We start from the raw sequence: 19,865 nt of genomic DNA, 5'->3' as shown, positions 1-19,865 counted from the left end.
TTTAAGGGAGATTTTTGGCGCTTTTATGGATCCATAAATTTTGTTTGTTCGATAATCGAACATTAATTATTGGTTCGTTTGATCTAATAAAATATTGAAAATCATATATTTATGTTGATTATGTCGAGCATGTAGTGGCGTTTTGCTAAGAGAAACCCTGTTTTCTTGTGTGCGCACTGATTGTTTATGGATCCATTATCTGGTTGATTAGCGCCTGGCAACGGCCAGAAACCTCCGGCCGTATGCAACAACAATTACAAAAAAAGGGCCCAGTCATGAATGGCTTTTCAAGGGTGTGGAGCCGCCAAGGTTCCTTGCGCTTTGCCTGCACGTGCGCATCTCTTCTCTCACCTGTGAACCGGCAGGTGAGCCCATGAATCCCGACCTCAAGCAACGCCTGGACGCCGAACCGATGGGGCGCTTCCAGTGCCTGGCCATTGGTATCTGCATCATTCTCAACATGATCGACGGCTTCGACGTATTGGTCATGGCCTTTACTGCTGCCTCGGTGTCTGCTGAGTGGAGCCTGAACGGGGCGCAAGTGGGGTTGCTGCTCAGCGCCGGCCTGTTCGGCATGGCGGCGGGGTCGCTGTTCATCGCGCCATGGGCCGATCGCCTTGGTCGTCGCCCGCTGATCCTGTTGTGCCTGGCGCTGTCCGGTATTGGCATGTTGCTCTCGTCGCTGAGCCAAAGCTCGCTGCAACTGGCAATGTTGCGTGGACTGACCGGTTTGGGGATCGGCGGCATCCTGGCCAGTAGCAATGTGATTGCCAGCGAGTACGCCAGCAAGCGCTGGCGTGGCCTGGCGGTCAGCCTGCAGTCCACCGGCTATGCGCTGGGCGCGACCTTGGGCGGTTTGCTGGCGGTATGGCTGCTGGGGCACTGGGGCTGGCGCTCGGTGTTCCTGTTCGGCGGTATCGTCACCGTCCTGGTGATTCCGCTGGTGCTGTTGTGGTTGCCGGAGTCATTGGACTTCCTGCTGGCACGCCGGCCAGCCAATGCCCTGGCGCGGGTCAACCGCCTGGCGGCGCGCCTCGGCCAGCCGACACTGGAGCAACTGCCAGCACTGGCGGTAAGGGAGCAGGGCGCAGCCAGCGGTTTCAAGCAGCTGCTGACACCGGTCATGCGTCGTACCACGCTGGTGATCTGGTTGTTGTTCTTCCTGGTCATGTTCGGCTTCTACTTCGTCATGAGTTGGACGCCGAAGCTGCTGGTGGCCGCCGGGCTGTCGGCCGAGCAGGGCATTACTGGCGGGGTACTGTTGAGCGTTGGCGGTATCCTCGGTGCGGCGCTGATAGGCGGCCTGGCCTCGCGCTGGCCACTGACCCGCGTGCTTGCGCTTTTCATGCTCATCACCGCAGCGCTGCTGGTGCTGTTCGTGACCAATAGCGCCTCGGTCAGCGCGGCGTTGGTATTGGGGTTGTTGATCGGGTTGTTCTCCAACGGCTGCGTGGCCGGGCTGTATGCCTTGTCGCCCGTGGTCTATGGCGCTTCGGTGCGCGCCACTGGTGTGGGCTGGGGCATCGGCATCGGTCGCATGGGCGCGATCCTGTCGCCGACCGTGGCTGGTGTGCTGCTCGATGGCGGCTGGCAACCGTTGCACCTGTACGGGGTATTCGCCAGCGTATTCGTGCTGGCCGCAGGTTGCCTGCTGTTGCTGCGCAGCGGAACCAGGCCGACGCCAGGCTTGGCTAGCGATGCACTGAGCCACTGAGCCACTGAGTACTGCCCGGTCAGGTCGGGCACCTGAATGCAGCTTGTCGCCCTGTGCTCACGCCGGCACGGGGTGGTCGGCTGCGCCTACGAAAAGCGGAGAACAATAATAATGATGCACATGACTTGCACACTGACCCGTTCGGCCCTGGCGGTTTCGCTGGCGCTGGGCCTGGGGTTGCCGGCCTGGGCCGAGGAAGGGGGGGCTTCGAGGATGCCAAGGCCGGGTTGACAATGCGCAACTACTATTTCAATCGTGATTTTCGCGACCCAGGGGCGGCCAAGAGCAAGGTTGAAGAGTGGGCCCAAGGCTTCATCTTCAAGTTCAGTTCAGGCTACACCCCAGGATTGATCGGTTTGGGCCTGGACGGCATCGGCATGTTCGGCGTGAAGCTGGACAGTGGCCGCGGTACCAGCGGCTCCGAACTGCTGCCGGTGCATGATGAGGGGCGCGCGGCTGACGACTATGGGCGCGCCGGGCTGGCGGCGAAGCTGCGCATTTCGGCCACCGAGTTGAAGGTAGGTGAACTGCTGCCGGACATTCCATTGCTGCGCTACGACGATGGCCGCCTGTTGCCGCAGACCTTCCGCGGCGCAATGTTCGACTCACGCGAAATCGAAGGCCTGAGCTTGCAGGCTGGCCAGTACCGTGAGGTTAGCCTGCGCAACTCGTCGGACATGCAGGACCTTTCTGCCTGGGCTGCGCCAGGGGTGACTGCGGACGGTTTCAACTATGCCGGTGCCGAGTACCGTTTCAACCAGCAGCGTACGCTGATCGGCGCCTGGCATTCGCAGCTGGAGGACATCTACCAGCAGAGCTTCTTCAACCTGCTGCATAGTCAGCGAGTAGGGGATTGGACGCTGGGTGCCAACCTCGGTTACTTCATCGACCGGGACGATGGCCAGGCGCGCATCGGTGATATCCAGAGCCGTACAGGCTACGCCTTGCTTTCTGCCACGCGCAGTGGTCACACGTTGTACCTGGGGCTGCAGAAGGTGAGTGGTGATAGCCAGTGGATGTCGGTGTACGGCAGTAGCGGACGAACCTTGGGCAACGACATGTTCAACGGCAACTTCAGCAATGCTGACGAGCGCTCGTGGCAAGTGCGTTACGACTACAACTTTGTCGCGTTGGGCGTGCCAGGCCTGATGGCCATGGTGCGTTACGGGCACGGCGAGAACGCGACCACGGCGGCAGGCAGCAATGGCAAGGAGTGGGAGCGCGATACCGAGGTCAACTACACCTTCCAGAGCGGGGCATTGAAGGACCTCAACATCCGGCTTAACAACGCGACCAACCGGCGTAGCTTCAATGCTGATTTTGACCAGACACGGTTGATCATCACCTATCCGCTGACGTTGTAAGCGCGTCGTATCCTTGAGGTTGCGGGGGGGCAAAACGGGTCGCATGCCCCGCGTCGTCTCCTTTGCGGCCAAACCCGCTCCTGCATCTGCAGCGCATGGCTTGAGGCGGGGGCGTTGTCATGCAACCCGCCAGCCTCAACAGGCCAGCAGCAACCTCTCGGCTTGCGCTACAATGCCCGCTCATGTCTCTGGAAGCTGCCTGGATGAGCAAACCCGGTCAAATGGTGCTGGTCGCGTTGCGCAAGATGATCGCCTCGGGCGAGCTGGCGGCCGGCGAGCGCTTGATGGAAGTCCCCACCGCAGAATTGTTCGGTGTCTCACGCATGCCGGTGCGCATTGCGTTCCGTACCCTCGAGCAGGAAGGCTTGCTGGTGCGCTTCGGTGGCCGGGGGTTCCAGGTGCGTTCTGTCAGCGCCGATGACATCGCCGGAGCTGTCGAGGTGCGAGGCGTGCTGGAAGGGTTGGCTGCGCGCCAGGCCGCAGAACGTGGCTTGTCCGCGCAAGCTCGCGCGGCCTTGCAACAATGCCTGGTTGATGGCGACCAGCTGTTCGACAAGGGCTTCGTGACCGAAGCAGACCTGGAGGCCTACCACGATCTCAATATGCGCTTTCACCAGGTGATCATCGAGGCCAGCCACAACCCGGCCATTGCCGTAGCACTGGCGCGTAACGATCACCTGCCGTTCGCTTCGGTCACCGCGCTGGCTGTAGACCGCCATAACCTGGCCCGCGAATACCGGCGCTTCAATTTCGCCCACATGCAGCACCATGCGGTGTTCGATGCCTTGATCAACCGCCAGGGTGCCCGCGCCGAAGCGATCATGCGCGAGCACGCCAATGCCACCCTTCGTTACGCCGAGACCTTCGGCGGCGCTGCTCCAGACCCAGGCATGAAGGTCATCCTGCCGACTTCTTGAGCCGGCTCAGATATCCAGCACCAGCAACGGCGTTTTCGACCGCGAGCAACAAGGCGTGAACTGGTCGTTCAGGGCTTGCTCCTCCTCGGTGAGGAACATGTCGCGATGGTCGGGCGTACCCCGTAGCACACGGGTCAGGCAGGTACCGCAAATACCTTGCTCGCACGACATCGCGACCTCGATGCCGTTCTGTTCAAGCACCTGCACCACGGTCTGGTCGGCCGGCACCTCGAACACTTGCCCGGTACTGTTGACCTGCACCGAGAAACTACCGTCGTTACTGGCATCCACTGGCGCAGCTGCAAAGTACTCGCGGTGCAGGTTGGCTTCCTGCCAACCCAGCTTCTTGGCATTCTCGAGCACATGCTGCATGAAACCACCTGGTCCGCACACATACAGGTGCATATCGCCTTGTGGGTTGCCCAGCACTTGAGCAATGTCCAACGCCGTTTCCGGCTGCTCGTCAAAATGCACGAACAACCTATTGGCAAACGGCGCATTGCGAATACGCTCGACAAACGCCGCACGCTCGCTGGAGCGGGCGCAGTAGTGCAGTTCGAAATCATGGCCACTGTGGGACAACTGCTCGGCCATGCACAGGATCGGGGTAATGCCGATGCCTCCGGCAAACAGCAAACTGCGCCGTGCATCCTCGGCCAGCGGGAACAGGTTGCGCGGCGCGCTGATACGCAGCCGGGCACCGGCCTGCACCTGCTCGTGCAGGCTGCGTGAACCGCCCCGCGAGGCCGGGTCGTTGAGCACGCCGATCAGGTAGCGGTGGCGCTCTTCGGGGTGATTGCACAGCGAATATTGGCGCACCAGCCCGTCGGGCAGATGCACATCAATGTGCGCGCCAGCGCTGAACGCCGGCAGCAGGCTGCCATCCGCCGCCGCCAGCTCGAAACTGCAGATACCCTGCGCTTCATCGTTACGGGATACCACAACGGCATCGATCATGTTGGCAGTTCCTCAGGCAGGGGTGGCGCTGGTAGCGATCAGTTGCGGCTGGGGTGCACGTTCTTTGGCGATGAGCCGCTCCAGCACCTTGCGCGACTGCACGCCGCCGGCATCAATGTTCAGCTTCAGAAGGCTGCGCTCGGGGTTGGCCAGCAGGTTCTGTTGCTGGCGTTCGAGCATCTCCAGGTCTTCGCTGAAAATCTTGCCCTGGCCTTCGCGAATGTTGTCTGTCAGGGTCTGGTCGTGTGCCGCGAAATTGCGCGCCATGCCCCAGAAGTACCAGATCGAGGTATCGCTTTCCGGAGTGATGAAGTCGACCACGATGCTCGACGCCTTGTGCTGCGCCTCGGCGTGGTAGCCACCTTTGCCAGCATGCGCCACGCCGACTTCGATCAGCACATGGCTGGGCGGGGTGAAACGGCAAATCTGCCAGCGGTCCACTGGCACATCGTCGGCCAGGCCGTTGCCGCGCAAGGCCATGCGCCAGAAGGGCGGGGCCATGATGTTTTCCATGTGTCGGGCGGTGACTACTTCGTCGCCGGTGACGGTGGTGACCGGCGGCGCCTCGTCGATTTCTTTCTGGCCGATGCTGGAGGCGTGCACGTAGGTTTCGTGGGTCAGGTCCATCAGGTTGTCGATCATCAGGCGGTAGTCGCAGCCGATGTGGAAAAGCCCACCTCCATAGGCCCACTCATCACTCACCGCCCATTCCAGGTGCGGGATCAGCGCCGGGTCGGCTTGTGCCTGATCGCCCGGCCAGACCCAGATGAATCCATAGCGCTCGACTGCAGTAAAGGTCTTGTTGCAGGGGAAGCCTCGTACCCGCTGGCCCGGCATCGACACGGTCTTGCCGTCGCAACCCATGACCAGGCCGTGGTAGCCACATACCAGATTGCCGTCCTCGACATAGCCCAGCGACAACGGCGCGCCACGGTGCGGGCAGAAGTCCTCGACGGCCGCTACGCGGTTCTCGCGGCCACGGTAGAACACGATCTTCTCCCCGCAGATCTGTCGGCCCAGGGGCTTGGTGGCGATTTCGTCGGGGGTGCAGGCAACGTACCAAGTGTTCTTGGGGTACATGGGTAGGCTCTCCGGGGGTTTTGTTTTTATTTAATGGATCCATTAGAGCCGTACGAGTACGCACGGTCAATATAAACAGCCCGTTATTTCAGAGTTTTGTGCGGTTATCGGATAATTAGTGGATCCATTTGTAGTGCGCATGGGCACTTTCATGCTCCAGCAGCGCTTGACCTGCTATTACTAAACAGACCTCACCCACCAAGGCCTCTCGATGCTGGTCATCGAAAACCTCTACAAGTCATTCCCTACGCCCCAAGGCCCAATCCCGGTCTTGCAAGGCGTCAACCTGCGCCTGGCGCGCGGCAGCAGCCTGGCGCTGATGGGCGAGTCGGGCAGCGGCAAGAGCACCTTGCTGCACCTGGTGGCCGGTCTGGACCGTGCCGACAGTGGCCGCATCCTGATCGACGACACCCCGCTCGACAGCCGTTCCGAGGCGTCGCTGGCGCTGTGGCGGCGGGAGGGCATCGGCCTGGTGTTCCAGCAGTACAACCTGATCAGCAGCCTGGACGTGGGGGCCAACCTTGCGTTTCAGGCCCGGCTGGCCGCTCGGCATGATCCCGATTGGCTGGCGTACCTGGCGCAGCGCCTGGGGCTGGCAAATTTGCTGGCGCGTTACCCGGAGCAATTGTCTGGCGGCCAGCAACAGCGGGTTGCCATCGGCCGCGCCCTGGCCGGACGCCCGGCCTGGTTGCTGGCCGACGAACCCACCGGCAGCCTTGATGAAGCCAGCAGCGATGAGGTGTTGAGCCTGCTGTTGCAGCTGGTCGCCGAGGCTGGCAGTGGGGTGCTGTTGGTGACCCACAGCCCGCGGCTGGCGGCGCGCTTGCAGCAGTGTTGTTACCTGCAGGCCGGCCGCGTGCGGCCCGAGCTGGGCGGATGAGGCTTCTATCGCTGGCCCTGCTGGCGCTGCTCAGCCACTGGCGGCGCCATCGCGTGCAGTTTTTCAGCATCTTCACCGGCCTGTGGCTGGCAACGGCGCTGTGGACCGGCGTGCAGGCGCTGAACAGCCAGGCACGCAGCGACTATGCCCGGGCCAGCGCGGTGCTGGCCGGGCCGTTGCAGGCGCAACTGGTGCCGCGCCGTGGCGAGCGCTTCGACCAGGCACTGTACGTGCAGTTGCGCAGGCTGGGCTGGGCGGTGACGCCGGTACTGGAAGGGCGCTTGCGCTTTGCTGGTGAGCCGGCGCGCAGCGTGCGGTTGATCGGCATCGAGCCGTTGAGCCTGCCGCCGGCCAGCAGCATCGCCGGTGTGCAGCCCGGAACGTTCGACCTGCAGGCCTTTGTCGGCATGCCCGGGCAAGCCTGGGGCGGGCCGGACACCTTGCGCCAGCTGCATGCAGGCCCCGGGGCCTCGGCACGCGACAGCGAAGGGCAGCTGCTGCCGCCGTTGGTTCTACAGCCAGCGCTGGCCCCAGGGGTGATCGTGGTCGATATCGGCCACGCCCAGACGCTGCTGCATGCACCCGGGCAGTTGTCGCGCTTGCTGGTGGCTGCCTCGCCGGGTCCGTTGCCAGCGGATATCGCGCCTTACCTTGAGTTGCAACCCCGGCAGGACGATGGCGGCTTGCAGCGGCTGACCGACAGTTTCCACCTCAACCTGACCGCCCTTGGCCTGTTGGCGTTCGTCGTCGGCCTGTTCATAGCCCATGCCGCAATCGGTCTGGCACTGGAACAGCGGCGCGGCCTGATCCGCAACCTGCGCGCCTGTGGCATCGGCCTGCAAACCTTGTTGTGCGCGTTGGTGCTGGAGCTGGGGCTGTTCGCGGTGCTGGGCGGGCTGGCCGGCGTGGCCAGTGGTTACGGGCTGGCCGCGTGGTTGCTGCCCGATGTGGCCGCCAGCTTGCGCGGCCTGTATGGCGCCCAGGTCGCCGGGGCGCTGAGCCTGCCCGCAGGGTGGTGGCTGCTGGGCATGCTGATGAGCGTGCTGGGGGCGCTGCTGGCGGGTTTGGGCAGTGTACTGCGTGCGGCGCGGTTGCCGTTGCTGGCGCTGGCGCAACCTCAGGCGTGGCGGTTGGCGCAGGGGCCTTGGTTGCGGCGCCAGGCCCTGGTGGCCGGCCTGTTGCTTTTGCTGGCCCTGGGCTGTGGCGTGCTGGGCGACAGCCTGCCCAGCGCGTTCGGCCTGCTGGCAGGCTTGCTGCTGGCGGCGGCGCTGCTGCTACCGGCCTTGCTCGACCGGGTGCTGGCCTGGTTGGCGCGCCATTGCCGGCGGCCTTTGGCGCAATGGTTCGTCGCCGACAGCCGCCAGCAATTGCCGGCCCTGAGCCTGGCGTTGATGGCACTGTTGCTGGCGCTGGCGGCCAGTGTCGGGGTGGGCAGCATGACCGAGGGCTTTCGCAAGACCTTCGTCGGCTGGCTTGACTTGCGCCTGTCCGCCGACCTGTATGTCACCCCAAGGGACACCGCCCAGGGCATGCAGATAGCCGAGTGGCTTGGGCAGCAACCTTCGGTGGGTGTGGTGTTGCCCGGCTGGCGTGAGGAAACACAGCTGCAGGGCTGGCCGGTGCAGGTCCAGGGCATCGTCGATCATCCCGTCTATCGCATACGCTGGCCATTGCTGGCGCAGCAAAAGCACGCCTGGCAGCAACTGGCTGCCGGGCAGGCCGTGATGCTCAGTGAACAGCTGGCCAGGCGACTGAACCTGCAACTGGGCGATCGCCTGAGGCTGCCTGCAGACACTTCGCCAGCCCTTAGCGTTGTGGGCATCTATGCCGATTATGGCAACCCCAAAGGGCACATGCTGGTCAACGCCGGCTGGCTGCGCGGGCACTGGCCACAGGCAACCCTGACCGGCTTGAGTGTCGATCTGGTGGGCGATCAGGTGTCGGCGCTCGAGGCTGCATTGCAACAGCGCTTTGCCCTGGACGACAGCCGCGTGGTCGATCAGGCGCGTCTCAAACGTTGGTCGACCGACGTGTTCAACCGCACCTTCGCCGCCACTGCCGCGCTCAACAGCCTCACCCTTGGCGTGGCAGGCGTGGCGCTGTTCATCAACCTGCTGACCCTGGGCCAGACCCGCCTGCGCCAGTTGGCGCCGCTGTGGGCACTGGGTGTGCGGCGTACGCACCTGGTGTGGCTGAGCCTTGGGCAGACACTGTTGCTGAGCAGCCTTACCGTGCTGCTGGCGATCCCGCTGGGCATCCTGCTGGCCTGGTGCCTGGTAGCGGTGGTGAACGTGCAGGCATTCGGCTGGCGTTTGCCGCTCTACGTGTTCCCTGGGCAACTGCTGCACCTGACACTGCTGGGCGTGTTTACCAGCCTGTTGGCCAGCGCCTGGCCACTGTGGCAGCTGGCGCGTCGCCAGCCGCGCGAACTGTTGAGGCCGTTTGCCGATGAAACGTAGCGCCTGGCTGTTGCTGTGTGGGTTGCTCGGCGGCTGTGACCAGCCCGCCGAGCAGAGCTATGCCGGGCTCGGGCAGCAGGCGGGCGAATTCAGCCAGGTAAGCCGCGGCCAGCGCCTGGAATTTCCGCGTGACCACGGGGCCCACGATGGCTTTCGCATCGAATGGTGGTATGTCACCGCCAACCTCCAGGACTTCCTGGGGCGGGACTGGGGCGCGCAGTGGACGCTGTTTCGCTCGGCCCTGCGCCCAGGCCCCGAGACTGCCGGCTGGAACAGCCCGAACCTGTGGATGGGACATGCGGCGTTGACCGGTCCCGGTGGCCATCAGTTCGGCGAAACCTTGGCGCGTGGAGGTATCGGCCAGGCCGGCGTGCAGGCCCAGCCGTTCCGGGCGTGGATCAATGACTGGTCGTTGCAGGGCAGCAGTGGCATCGAAAATCTGCAAATGCTCGCCGGTGGTGACGGCTTTCGCTATGACCTGCAACTGCACAGCGAGCGGCCCTTGGTGCTGCACGGGGACCAGGGCTACAGCGAGAAGTCCGGCAAGGGCCAGGCTTCGTACTATTACAGTCAGCCGTTCTATCGGGTGAGTGGGGAAGTGCAGCGTGACGGCCAATGCATTGCAGTCAGCGGCCTGGCCTGGCTGGACCGGGAATGGAGCAGCCAGCCGCTGGCTGCCGGGCAGACGGGTTGGGACTGGTTTTCCCTGCACCTGGACAGTGGTGCCCGATTGATGCTGTTCCAGGTGCGCGAAGTGCAGGGGCAGGCGTATCGCGCCGGGACCTGGGTTGGCCCGCAGGGTAAGGTGGTGGCACTGCAGGGTGCGCAGATCCAGCTGCAGGCGCTGGCCTGGGCCCGGCAGAAGAACGGCAAGCAGGTGCCGACGCGATGGCGGGTGCAGGTGCCGGGGCATGGCGTGGATGTAAAGGTCGAGGCTGTGGAATCGCAAGCCTGGATGGAAACGCGGTTCCCGTATTGGGAGGGGCCGGTACGCTTGACCGGGAGTGCGGGTGGGCGTGGGTATCTGGAGATGACCGGCTATTAGCAATACTGGGGTTTCTGAGTTTTACCGGGGCTGCGTTGCAGCCCATCGCCGGCAAGCCAGCTGTCATGGAACAACCCAGGGCTCATCGGTTCAGTGAGGCTGCTCCTACAAAGGACGCTTCAAGCGAGCGATATTTGTGGTGGGAGCAACTGGCTTGCCGGCGATGGGCCGCAACGCGGCCCCAGGTTTTCAATCCTTGATCAACCCTCGCAACACCGCTCGCGCTTCTTCAGTGCGCAAGCACTCGATGAACAACCGGGCCTCCCGCGCCACTGTCGTCTCAAGCTCGGCCCGTTGGCCATCCTTGAGCAGCCGCTTGCTGATGCGCAGCGCCGCCTGCGGGTAGCCTTGCAGCTGCCGCGCCAGGCGCCGGGCAGCCGCCAGGCACTGTTCCCCGTCTTCATGCAGTTCATTGGCCAGCCCCCAGGCCACCACCTGTTCGCCGTCGAGCAACTCGTTTGCCAACAGCAGGCGAGCTGCCCGGGCATGGCCAAGCAAACGCGGCAGCAGCAGGCTGGAACCGAACTCTGGGCACACGCCCAAGGGCGCGAAAGGGATGCGCAGCTTGGTGGTACGGCTGACCAGTACCTGGTCGCAATGCAACAGCAAGGTGGCGCCAATGCCGATTGCCGCACCACTGACCGCGGCAATCAGCGGTTTGTCCAGGCCCATCACCACCCGCATCAGGCGGAACACCGGGCTGTCCAGGTCGGCAGGCGGGTTGTCGAGGAAGTCGCGCAAGTCATTGCCGGCGCTGAAGCAGTGCGGCCCACCGGTGATGATGATGGCTTCGACATCAGGGTCTTCACCTGCCGCCAGCAGCAGGTCGCCCAGCCGTTGGTACATGGCGGTGTTCAAGGCGTTGAGCTTGTCGGGGCGATTGAAGGCCAGGGTCAGCAGGCCCTGGTCCAGGTCACGTGTGATCAGGTCGTTCATGGCAGCCGCTTTTGTTGTTGTAGGCAAGGGTGGCAAGGGTTTATCACGCAGTCCGGCTTGTTGTACAGTCGTTCAGCCCAGCCCATAGCCCGAGAGCCGCCGATGAACCAGGAAGCCCGCTACCACCGCATGCTGCCGGAATTGCGCAAAGCCAACCTGGTCGAGGCAACCCTGGCATGCCTCAAGCGCCATGGCTTCCAGGGCGCGTCGATCCGCAAGATTTCGGCCGAGGCCGGGGTTTCGGTCGGGTTGATCAGCCATCACTATGCAGGCAAGGATGAGCTGGTGGCCGAAGCCTACATGGCGGTCACCGGCCGAGTGATGGGCCTGCTGCGCGAGGCCATGGCCCAGGCTGCGCCCAATGCCCGCGAACGGTTGTCGGCGTTCTTCCGCGCCTCGTTCTGCGCCGAGCTGCTCGACCCGCAATTGCTCGACGCCTGGCTGGCGTTCTGGGGTGCGGTGAAGACCGCCGATGCGATCAACCAGGTGCATGACCATTCCTATGGCGAATACCGCAATGAACTGAGCGGGCTGCTGGCCACGCTGGCCGGGGAGGAGGGCTGGCAGGGCTTCGATGCCGACCTGGCGGCCATCAGCCTGAGCGCCTTGCTCGATGGCCTGTGGCTAGAGTCGGGGCTCAACCCCGGTACCTTCACCCCCGAGCAGGGCGTGCTGATCTGCGAGGCCTGGGTCGATGGCCTGCAGGCCGGTGGCCGGCGCCGCTTCAGCCTGCCGGAGGGCTGTTGATCGCCTGTTCAGTAACGAGTACGCTGCTGTCGCGAGTGTGTAGAACAAACCAATAAAAAAAAGAGACGACACGCAATGACGCCTCGGGTATTGATCGTCGATGACGATCCGCTTATTCGTGACTTGCTGCAGGCCTATCTGTCCCAGGAAGGCTATGACGTGCACTGCGCCGACACCGCGGAAAAGGCCGAAGCCCTGCTCGGCAGCCAGGATGTCGACCTGGTGCTGCTGGATATCCGTCTGCCCGGCAAGGACGGCCTCACTCTGACCCGCGAGCTGCGGGTGCGTTCGGAGGTCGGCATCATCCTCATCACCGGCCGCAACGACGATATCGACCGTATCGTCGGCCTGGAATGCGGCGCCGACGACTACGTGATCAAGCCGCTCAACCCCCGCGAACTGGTGTCCCGCGCCAAGAACCTGATCCGCCGCGTGCGCCATGCCCGCGAGGTGCACCCGGCGCCGGCCTGCGCACAATCGCTGAAGCAGTTCGCCGACTGGGCGCTGGACACCGACCGCCGACGGCTGATAGACGCCCGTGGCGGGCAAACCCTGCTGACCCATGGCGAGTTTCAGCTGCTCAGCGTGTTCCTGCGCAACAGCGGCCATACTCTCAGCCGCGACCAGCTGATGGACCAGATCCGCAACCGCGAGTGGGTACCCAACGACCGCTCCATCGACGTGCTGGTTGGCCGCCTGCGGCGCAAGTTGCACGATGACCCGGCCGAGCCCCAGCTGATCATCACCATCCACGGCACCGGCTACCTGTTCACCGCCAGCGTGGCGGCATGACCCGCAGCCCCTGGGTGCTGGCCTTGGCATTGTTCGCCTTGCAAGCCAGTGCAAGGCAGCCAGTGCGCTATTGCGACTACCCGGTGTACCCGCCGATTTCCTGGAGTGACGGCCACCAGGTGCGTGGCCTGGCCCCCACCGTGGTGCGAGAGCTGTTCGCGCGCATGGGCTACGAAGTGCAGACCGTGGTGCTGGGCAACTGGAAGCGCTGCCTGATGGACGCCGCTGCCGGGCGGGTGGACGTGGTGCTGGCCTACAACAGCGACCAGCGTGACCAACGCATGCGCTTTTCCACGGTGCCGGTGGTGCGTGAGGAAGTGGCGGTGTTCTACAACCGCCTGCGGCCAGTGCAGTTCCAGCGCCTGGAGGACCTGGCCGGCTACCGCGGCGGCCTGCTTTACGGGGAAAGCTACGGCGCCGATTTCGACCGCTTCGTCGCCCGCCACCAGAACATCGAACGGGTGTCGTCCAGTCAGCAGAACTTCGGCAAGCTGATCCGTGGGCGCATCGACTACGTGATCCAGGAGCGGCGCACCGGTCAGCTGTTCATCGAAAACCTGCCCGGGGCGCAGGACATCCGCGTATTGCCCACGGCCCTGAGCGTGGACTACCTGCGCGTTGCGATATCACGGCAATCGCCTTTGAGCCAGCATATGGACGAAATCGACGCGCAGTTGCTGCGCATGAACCAGACCGGCGAGATCGAGCGCTGGCTGGAGCAGAGCGAAGTGACCTACCGCGACATGGTCAACCTGCCGGCGGACTCCCGATGATCCGCCTGCGCACCGATGGCTTGCTGCGCCGCCTGCTGCTGTTCATCCTGCTGTTCAGCCTGTGCTTCACCGTGCTGGCCAGCTCGGTGCAGCTGTATTTCGAGTACCGCCGCGAGATGCGCGATATCGAGGCGCGCATGGCGTTGATCCGCGCCGGTTACCTGGCCAGCCTGGAGCGCAGCCTGTGGGACCTGGACGAGGCCCAGCTGGACACACAACTGCGCGGCCTGGTGGACTTTTCCGATGTCGCCCGGGTGCGCCTTGTCAGCGACGATTTCCAGCTGCTGCGCGGCGCCGCCGAGCCCAAGGGGCCGCTGCGCATCGAACGCTTCCCCCTCGATTACCAGCCGCCCTCGGGGCCGGCCAGGCACCTTGGCGAGCTGGAAGTGAGCATCGACCTGGGCGCGGTGCACAGGCGGCTGTATGCCACTGGCCTTGCCAGCCTGCTGTGGATGGGCGTGTTCCTGTGTGGCCTGGCGGTGGCGCTGTCGGGGCTGTTCTATCGCCTGGTCACCCGCCACCTGCAAGTGATGGCCGAGTTCGCCCGGCGAATTGGTGCCGGCCAGTGGCAGGAACCATTGCGCCTGGGGCGCCGCCCGTCGACACGCCCGGACGAGATCGATACCGTGGCCAATGCCCTGGATGACATGCGCCGCGCCATCCTCAGCGACATCGAGCGCCGCGAGCGCGACCGCCTGGCGCTGCAGGACAAGCGCGACGAACTGCAGGCCATGGTCGAGCGGCGCACCGCCAGCCTGGCCCGGGCCAAGGACGAGGCCGAAGCCGCCAACCTGGCCAAGTCACGCTTTCTGGCGACCATGAGCCATGAGTTGCGCACACCGCTCAACGGCATTCTCGGCATGGCCGAGCTGCTGCGCGGCGGCCGGCTGGAGGTGGCCGACCGTCAGCGCGTCGAGGCCTTGTACAAGGCCGGCGAGGGGCTGCTGGCGATTCTCAACGAAGTGCTGTATTTCGCCCGGCTCGAGGAAGGCGAGAGCCGCGCCGAGCTGGTCGGATTCTCGCTACGCCAGTTGTGCCAGGAAGTGCTGACGCTGCTCGAACCCATGGCCAGGGACAATGGCGACGCCCTGCAGCTGCACATCGACGAGCAATTGGCCGAGTACCAGCACGGTGCCGAACAGTACCTGCGCCAGGTGCTCAGCAACCTGCTGGCCAATGCCATCAAGTTCACCGAACACGGCCAGGTGCGGCTTGTGGTGCAGGTACTGGCCAGTGACCAGGGCGCGCAGCGCGTGCGGGTGTCGGTCAGCGACAATGGCATCGGCATCGAGCCGGCTGTGCAGGCCAGGGTCTTCGACCGCTTCGTCCAGGCCAGCGAGGAGGTGGCCCGGCGCTATGGCGGCACCGGCCTGGGCCTGGCGATCTGCAAGCATCTGGTAGAAAAACTGGGGGGCTGCATTGGCCTGGACAGCGTGCAAGGACAGGGGAGTCGCTTCTGGTTCGAACTCGACATGGCCCGCGGGCAGCCAGTGAAGGCCAACTCACCAGCCCCTTCGCCTCTGGCAAGCCTGGACATCCTGCTAGTCGAGGACGTGGAATTGAACCGCGAGGTGGCCGGTGGGTTGCTGCTGCGCGATGGCCACCGGGTGAGCTTTGCCGAGGACGCCGGGCAAGCCCTGCTGGCCTGCGCGCAGCGGCGCTTCGACCTGATCCTGCTCGACGTGCACCTGCCCGGCATGAGCGGGGTGGAGCTTTGCCGGCAACTGCGTGCCACGCCCGGGCCGAACCGCTACAGCCGGGTCCTGGCACTGACGGCTGGCGTGCAACCGGGGCAAGTGCCAGGGTACCTGGATGCCGGCATGCAGGGAGTGCTGGCCAAGCCCCTGCGGCTGGACAACCTGCGCCAGGCGCTGGCCGAAGCGGTGCCCACCGAGGTGGCGTGTATCGACGCGAGAATGGACTGGTCATTGCTGGACACCCACCGCTCGCTGCTGGGTGAACAGAAGCTGCAAGGCCTGTTGAAGGTGCTGCGCCAGTCGCTGGAACATCACGCCACGGCATTGGCCGAGGCGCTGCCTGCCCAGGACCATACCGAAGTGCTGCACCTGGCCCACCGCCTGGCCGGCAGTTGCGACTCCCTGGGTTTTTCTGGCATGGCTGCGCTGTTGCGTCGTCTTGAGGACGCTGCCCGGCAGCATGACGAACAGGCATTGAACGCGCTCGGCGAGCCGCTGGCCATGGAGCTTGCCCAGGCCCGCGCCACCCTGGAACAGTTGATCCAGAGCTGACGTACAAAATACTTACGACTTTTTACATCTTCGATCCGTTCGTACAACGGCACCTTACATCCGTTTCCAATAATCCATGGCAACCGTGTTGCACGCGGTCCATGAGGCTTATTGGAGACAAGAATAATGACATGCCGTAGCGCTCAGCCCCTCCTTCCTACCACACCGCGCGGCACCCACGCGCGGCCTGGCACCGGCCGCAAAGGCGAGGTGCGCCATGACTGACAACCGCGAAAAGATCCAGCTCACCCGTGCGCTGAAAAGCCGACACATCTTCATGCTGTCGCTGGGCGGGGTGATCGGCACCGGGCTGTTCATGGGCTCGGGCGTGACCATCAACCAGGGCGGCCCGATAGGCGCGATCCTGGCGTACCTGGTCGCGGGTTTGCTGATGTACCTGGTGATGGTCTGCCTGGGCGAGCTGTCGGTGCAGATGCCGGTGTCCGGTTCGTTCCAGGCCCACGCCACCAGGTTCATCGGCCCGGCCACCGGCTTCATGATCGGCTGGGTGTACTGGATGAGCTGGGCCACCACCGTGGGCCTGGAGTTCACTGCCGCCGGCATGCTGATGACCCGCTGGTTCCCGGAGGTGCCGATATGGTATTGGTCGGCGCTGTTCGTGGTCGTGCTGTTCGGCCTCAACGCCCTGGCCACCCGTGCCTTCGGCGAGGCGGAGTACTGGTTCTCGGGGATCAAGGTGGCAACCATACTCGGCTTCATCATCATCGGCCTGCTGGTAATCTTTGGCGCCATCCCGCTGAGCAGCGGGGCGCCGGCACCGATGCTGGACAACCTGGTGGGCGAGTCGCTGTTCCCCCATGGCCTGTCGGCAGTGTTCGCAGTGATGATGACCGTGGTCTATGCCTTCCAGGGCTGTGAAATCATGGGAGTGGCGGCCGGCGAGACCGAGCACCCGGAAAAGAGCATCCCACGGGCCGTGCGCAACGTTGTGTTCCGCGTGCTGATCTTCTACGTGCTGGCGATTGCCGTGCTTTCGGCCATCGTGCCGTTCGAGCAGGCCGGGTTGATGGAAAGCCCGTTCGTGCAGGTGTTCGACATGGTCGGCATTCCCTTTGCCGCCGACCTGATGAACTTCGTCATCCTCACCGCCATCCTTTCGGTGGGCAACTCCGGGCTGTATGCCTCCACGCGCATCCTCTGGGCCATGTCCAAGAGCGGCATGGCGCCGAAAAGCCTGTCGCCGTTGAGCAAGCGTGGCGTGCCGTTGCGGGCGCTGAGCATCACCCTGTGCTTTGCGCTGATCTCGCTGATGACCAGTTTCATTGCTGCCGACACCCTGTTCATGGTGTTGATGGCGGTGAGTGGCATGTCCGGCACCGTGACCTGGATCGTCATCGCCCTGGCGCAGTACCGCTTCCGCAAGGTCTACCTGCGTGAAGGTGGGCAACTGCAGGACCTGAAGTACAAGGCGCCGCTGTACCCGCTGGTGCCGCTGCTGTGCATCACCCTGTGCAGCTCGCTGTTCGTGTTCCTGGCGCTGGATGAAACCCAGCGGCCGTCGTTGTACTGGGGCTTTGGCTTCATTGCCCTGTGCTATGCGGCGTACTTCTTCGTCAACCGCCGTCGGCAGGGGGCCTTCGAGCCGAGCGTGCCGGGGGTTTGAGGTTTCAACCTCGGGGGCTGCTACGCAGCCCATCGCGACGCAAGGCCGCTCCCACAGGTACCGCGCAGACCTGAAGTCTGCGAATGACTTGTGGGAGCGGCCTTGTATCGCGATGGGGCGCAAAGCGCCCCCAGCAATCCGCCAGTTGTACAAAGTTGTAACAACCACCTCCTATCTCAACCTTGATCCAACAAATAAAACTAATAAAAACAACGACATATATCGTTTTCAAGCGTTGTTACAGCCCCATCCCCACCCAATTGCCGCCTTGTTGAACACTCGTTTAGTATCTCCCTCATCAAGCCCTCTCAAACCATCACAACAACACCGAGGCCCCCCATGACCACCCCGTCGTCGTCACTGTTGAGCAAGGTCGAAGCCGGCGTTGCCTGGATCACCCTCAACCGCCCCGAGCAGCGCAATGCGCTGGACATCCCCACCCTCAAGCAACTGCACACTCTGCTGGAAACCTGCAACAGCGACCCGGCCGTGCGCGTGGTGGTGCTGACCGGCAGCGGCCGCAGCTTCTGCGCCGGTGCCGACCTTGCCGAATGGGCCGCGGCCGAGGCCCAGGGCACCCTGGAAAGCTACGGCTGGACCGAAACCGCCCACGCACTGATGTTGCGCCTGCACAGCCTCGACAAGCCCACCATCGCTGCCATCAACGGCACCGCCGTGGGCGGTGGCATGGACCTCAGCCTGTGCTGCGACCTGCGCATCGCCGCGGCCTCGGCGCGCTTCAAGGCCGGCTACACCAGCATGGGCTACAGCCCCGACGCCGGTGCCAGCTGGCACCTGCCACGGCTGATCGGCAGCGAGCAGGCCAAGCGCCTGTTGTTCCTCGATGAGCTGTGGGGTGCCGAACGTGCCTTGGCGGCCGGGCTGGTCAGCGAAGTCTGCGCCGACGAGCAACTGCCCGCCGTGGCCGCCGAGCTGGCCGGGCGCCTGGCCAATGGCCCTACCTTCGCCTACGCGCAGACCAAACGGCTGATCCGCGATGGCGCCCGGCGCACCCTGGCCGAGCAGCTGGAAGCCGAGCGCCAGGCCGGCCTGCTGTGCGGCCGCAGCCAGGACGGTGCCGAGGCGCTGCGAGCGTCGGTGGAGCGCCGCGCACCCCGTTTCACCGGCCAGTAACCCGATAACCGACCCTCACCAGGACCTTCGCAGATGAATTTCCAACTGACCCAAGAACAAGAAATGTTGGTGGAAGCGGTACGCAGTTTTGTCGCCAAGGAGCTGCTGCCCCATGAGGAGGCAGTGGACCGCGCCGATGCCGTGTCGCCCGAGCTGGCTGCGCAGATCCGCGGCAAGGCCATCGCCGCCGGGTTCTATGCCTTCAACATGCCCGAGGAGGTCGGCGGCGGTGGCCTGGACTATCTGTCCCAGGCGCTGATCGAGCGCGAACTGTCCAAGGTGTCCTGGGCCCTGCACGTGTTCGTCGCGCGGCCATCGAAAATCCTCATGGCCTGCAAGGACGAGCAGATCAACGACTACCTGTTGCCCTGCGTGCAGGGTGAGAAGATCGACTGCTTCGCCCTCACCGAGCCGGGCGCCGGCTCCGATGCCAACGCCATCAAGACCCGTGCCGTGCGCCAGGGTGACGACTTCGTCATCAACGGCAGCAAGCACTTCATCAGCCATGCCGGCCACGCCGATTTCGCCATCGTCTTCGCCGTCACCGACACCTACGAGCACAACGGGCGCAAGCGCAACGCGGTAACGGCCTTCCTGGTCGACCGTGGCACGCCGGGCATGACCATTCGCCGTGGCCCCAAGTGCGTGAGCAACCGTGGCTACCACACCTACGAGCTGTTCTTCGACGACTGCCGGGTGCCGGCCAGCAAGGTGCTGGGCGAGGTCGGCAAGGGCTGGGAAGTGGCCAACGCCTGGCTCACCGCCGGCCGGGTGATGGTCGCCGCCAACTGCGTGGGCCAGGCCCAGCGAGCCCTCGACCTGTCGCTGCAATGGGCCGCCGACCGCAAGCAGTTCGGCCAGGCCATCGGCAGCTACCAGGGCGTGTCGTTCAAGCTGGCCGACATGGCCACGCAGATTCGCGCTGCGGAAATGCTCACCCTGCACACCGCCTGGAAGATGGACCAGGGCAGCATGACCGACGGCGAGGCCGGCATGGCCAAGCTGTTCGCCAGCGAAGTGCTGGGCAAGGTTGCCGACGAAGCCGTGCAGATCTTCGGCGGCATGGGCCTGATGGATGAAGGGCCGGTCGAGCGCATCTGGCGCAACGCACGCATCGAGCGCATCTGGGAAGGCACCTCGGAAATCCAGCGGCACATCATCGCCCGCGAACTGCTGCGCCCGCTGCTGCGCTGA

Annotated in this window: 15 protein-coding genes and 1 pseudogene; 13 read left to right on the top strand and 3 right to left on the bottom strand. The window is 64.2% G+C overall.

What is annotated here, in order from left to right; genetic code table 11:
- The first annotated feature begins 373 nt into the window (after positions 1-373).
- The 3 genes and pseudogenes from CAF92_RS03295 to CAF92_RS03285 all read left to right on the top strand — a co-directional run bounded on the left by CAF92_RS03295 (position 374) and on the right by CAF92_RS03285 (position 3,995).
- The gene (locus CAF92_RS03295; RefSeq protein WP_085599197.1) at positions 374-1,714 is read left to right on the top strand and encodes an MFS transporter; all 1,341 of its coding nucleotides are present in this window, start codon (positions 374-376) and stop codon (positions 1,712-1,714) included.
- A gap of 111 nt (positions 1,715-1,825) precedes the next feature.
- Positions 1,826-3,078, top strand: a pseudogene (locus tag CAF92_RS03290) (OprD family porin).
- 203 nt (positions 3,079-3,281) lie between these two features.
- Positions 3,282-3,995 carry a GntR family transcriptional regulator gene (locus CAF92_RS03285; RefSeq protein ID WP_046615211.1) on the top strand — a complete coding sequence of 238 codons (714 nt, stop codon included), beginning with the start codon at positions 3,282-3,284 and terminating at the stop codon, positions 3,993-3,995.
- 6 nt (positions 3,996-4,001) lie between these two features.
- On the opposite strand, the gene CAF92_RS03280 is transcribed toward CAF92_RS03285, so the two are convergent.
- Together CAF92_RS03280 and CAF92_RS03275 are read right to left on the bottom strand one after the other, a co-directional pair.
- A complete protein-coding gene (locus CAF92_RS03280; protein WP_085599195.1) occupies positions 4,002-4,952 on the bottom strand; it encodes a PDR/VanB family oxidoreductase in 951 nt (316 codons plus the stop codon).
- 12 nt (positions 4,953-4,964) lie between these two features.
- A complete protein-coding gene (locus CAF92_RS03275; protein ID WP_085599193.1) occupies positions 4,965-6,032 on the bottom strand; it encodes an aromatic ring-hydroxylating dioxygenase subunit alpha in 1,068 nt (355 codons plus the stop codon).
- A gap of 211 nt (positions 6,033-6,243) precedes the next feature.
- On the opposite strand from CAF92_RS03275, the gene CAF92_RS03270 reads away from it, so the two are divergent.
- Genes CAF92_RS03270 through CAF92_RS03260 form a run of 3 tightly spaced genes read left to right on the top strand, consistent with a single transcriptional unit; the run spans position 6,244 to position 10,416 of the window.
- A complete protein-coding gene (locus tag CAF92_RS03270; RefSeq protein ID WP_085599191.1) occupies positions 6,244-6,912 on the top strand; it encodes an ABC transporter ATP-binding protein in 669 nt (222 codons plus the stop codon).
- The gene (locus CAF92_RS03265; RefSeq protein WP_085599188.1) at positions 6,909-9,371 is read left to right on the top strand and encodes an ABC transporter permease; all 2,463 of its coding nucleotides are present in this window, start codon (positions 6,909-6,911) and stop codon (positions 9,369-9,371) included. The genes CAF92_RS03270 and CAF92_RS03265 overlap by 4 nt, the downstream gene beginning before the upstream one ends.
- Complete coding sequence (locus CAF92_RS03260; protein ID WP_085599186.1) at positions 9,361-10,416, top strand: lipocalin-like domain-containing protein; 1,056 nt, start codon at positions 9,361-9,363, stop codon at positions 10,414-10,416. Before CAF92_RS03265 ends, CAF92_RS03260 begins: the two co-directional genes overlap by 11 nt.
- Positions 10,417-10,605: 189 nt before the next feature.
- Here CAF92_RS03260 and CAF92_RS03255 read toward each other — a convergent pair whose 3' ends face one another.
- Entirely contained in the window at positions 10,606-11,352 is a 747-nt protein-coding gene (locus CAF92_RS03255; RefSeq protein ID WP_085599184.1) for an enoyl-CoA hydratase, read from the bottom strand.
- A 102-nt stretch (positions 11,353-11,454) separates the two neighbouring features.
- Between CAF92_RS03255 and CAF92_RS03250 the strand changes: the two genes are divergently transcribed.
- The 7 genes from CAF92_RS03250 (at position 11,455) to CAF92_RS03220 (ending at position 19,865) form a co-directional block, all read left to right on the top strand.
- Positions 11,455-12,099, top strand: coding sequence for a TetR family transcriptional regulator C-terminal domain-containing protein (locus tag CAF92_RS03250; protein ID WP_046615218.1), 645 nt, complete (start codon positions 11,455-11,457; stop codon positions 12,097-12,099).
- 75 nt (positions 12,100-12,174) lie between these two features.
- Complete coding sequence (locus tag CAF92_RS03245) at positions 12,175-12,891, top strand: response regulator (RefSeq protein ID WP_012271826.1); 717 nt, start codon at positions 12,175-12,177, stop codon at positions 12,889-12,891.
- Entirely contained in the window at positions 12,888-13,664 is a 777-nt protein-coding gene (locus CAF92_RS03240) for an ABC transporter substrate-binding protein (RefSeq protein ID WP_085599182.1), read from the top strand. Before CAF92_RS03245 ends, CAF92_RS03240 begins: the two co-directional genes overlap by 4 nt.
- Positions 13,661-15,913: an ATP-binding protein gene (locus CAF92_RS03235; protein ID WP_085599180.1), complete on the top strand. Its 2,253-nt coding sequence runs from the start codon at positions 13,661-13,663 to the stop codon at positions 15,911-15,913. The genes CAF92_RS03240 and CAF92_RS03235 overlap by 4 nt, the downstream gene beginning before the upstream one ends.
- A 217-nt stretch (positions 15,914-16,130) precedes the next feature.
- A complete protein-coding gene (locus CAF92_RS03230) occupies positions 16,131-17,537 on the top strand; it encodes an amino acid permease (RefSeq protein WP_085599177.1) in 1,407 nt (468 codons plus the stop codon).
- A gap of 339 nt (positions 17,538-17,876) precedes the next feature.
- On the top strand, positions 17,877-18,671 hold the full coding sequence (locus tag CAF92_RS03225) for an enoyl-CoA hydratase/isomerase family protein (RefSeq protein ID WP_085599175.1): 795 nt from the start codon (positions 17,877-17,879) through the stop codon (positions 18,669-18,671).
- Positions 18,672-18,704: 33 nt separating this feature from the next.
- A complete protein-coding gene (locus CAF92_RS03220) occupies positions 18,705-19,865 on the top strand; it encodes an acyl-CoA dehydrogenase family protein (RefSeq protein WP_015270769.1) in 1,161 nt (386 codons plus the stop codon).

Source organism: Pseudomonas sp. B10(2017) (assembly GCF_002113295.1).
In the GTDB taxonomy this organism is placed as follows: domain Bacteria; phylum Pseudomonadota; class Gammaproteobacteria; order Pseudomonadales; family Pseudomonadaceae; genus Aquipseudomonas; species Aquipseudomonas pudica.
The sequence above is the reverse complement of the archived record's forward strand: the minus strand, read 5'-3'. Positions and strand labels throughout refer to the sequence as shown.

Coding starts and splice junctions, on each gene's coding strand:
- CAF92_RS03295 (WP_085599197.1), top strand. CDS start 374: ATGAATCCCGACCTCAAGCAACGCCTGGACGCCGAACCGATGGGGCGC.
- CAF92_RS03285 (WP_046615211.1), top strand. CDS start 3,282: ATGAGCAAACCCGGTCAAATGGTGCTGGTCGCGTTGCGCAAGATGATC.
- CAF92_RS03280 (WP_085599195.1), bottom strand. CDS start 4,952: ATGATCGATGCCGTTGTGGTATCCCGTAACGATGAAGCGCAGGGTATC.
- CAF92_RS03275 (WP_085599193.1), bottom strand. CDS start 6,032: ATGTACCCCAAGAACACTTGGTACGTTGCCTGCACCCCCGACGAAATC.
- CAF92_RS03270 (WP_085599191.1), top strand. CDS start 6,244: ATGCTGGTCATCGAAAACCTCTACAAGTCATTCCCTACGCCCCAAGGC.
- CAF92_RS03265 (WP_085599188.1), top strand. CDS start 6,909: ATGAGGCTTCTATCGCTGGCCCTGCTGGCGCTGCTCAGCCACTGGCGG.
- CAF92_RS03260 (WP_085599186.1), top strand. CDS start 9,361: ATGAAACGTAGCGCCTGGCTGTTGCTGTGTGGGTTGCTCGGCGGCTGT.
- CAF92_RS03255 (WP_085599184.1), bottom strand. CDS start 11,352: ATGAACGACCTGATCACACGTGACCTGGACCAGGGCCTGCTGACCCTG.
- CAF92_RS03250 (WP_046615218.1), top strand. CDS start 11,455: ATGAACCAGGAAGCCCGCTACCACCGCATGCTGCCGGAATTGCGCAAA.
- CAF92_RS03245 (WP_012271826.1), top strand. CDS start 12,175: ATGACGCCTCGGGTATTGATCGTCGATGACGATCCGCTTATTCGTGAC.
- CAF92_RS03240 (WP_085599182.1), top strand. CDS start 12,888: ATGACCCGCAGCCCCTGGGTGCTGGCCTTGGCATTGTTCGCCTTGCAA.
- CAF92_RS03235 (WP_085599180.1), top strand. CDS start 13,661: ATGATCCGCCTGCGCACCGATGGCTTGCTGCGCCGCCTGCTGCTGTTC.
- CAF92_RS03230 (WP_085599177.1), top strand. CDS start 16,131: ATGACTGACAACCGCGAAAAGATCCAGCTCACCCGTGCGCTGAAAAGC.
- CAF92_RS03225 (WP_085599175.1), top strand. CDS start 17,877: ATGACCACCCCGTCGTCGTCACTGTTGAGCAAGGTCGAAGCCGGCGTT.
- CAF92_RS03220 (WP_015270769.1), top strand. CDS start 18,705: ATGAATTTCCAACTGACCCAAGAACAAGAAATGTTGGTGGAAGCGGTA.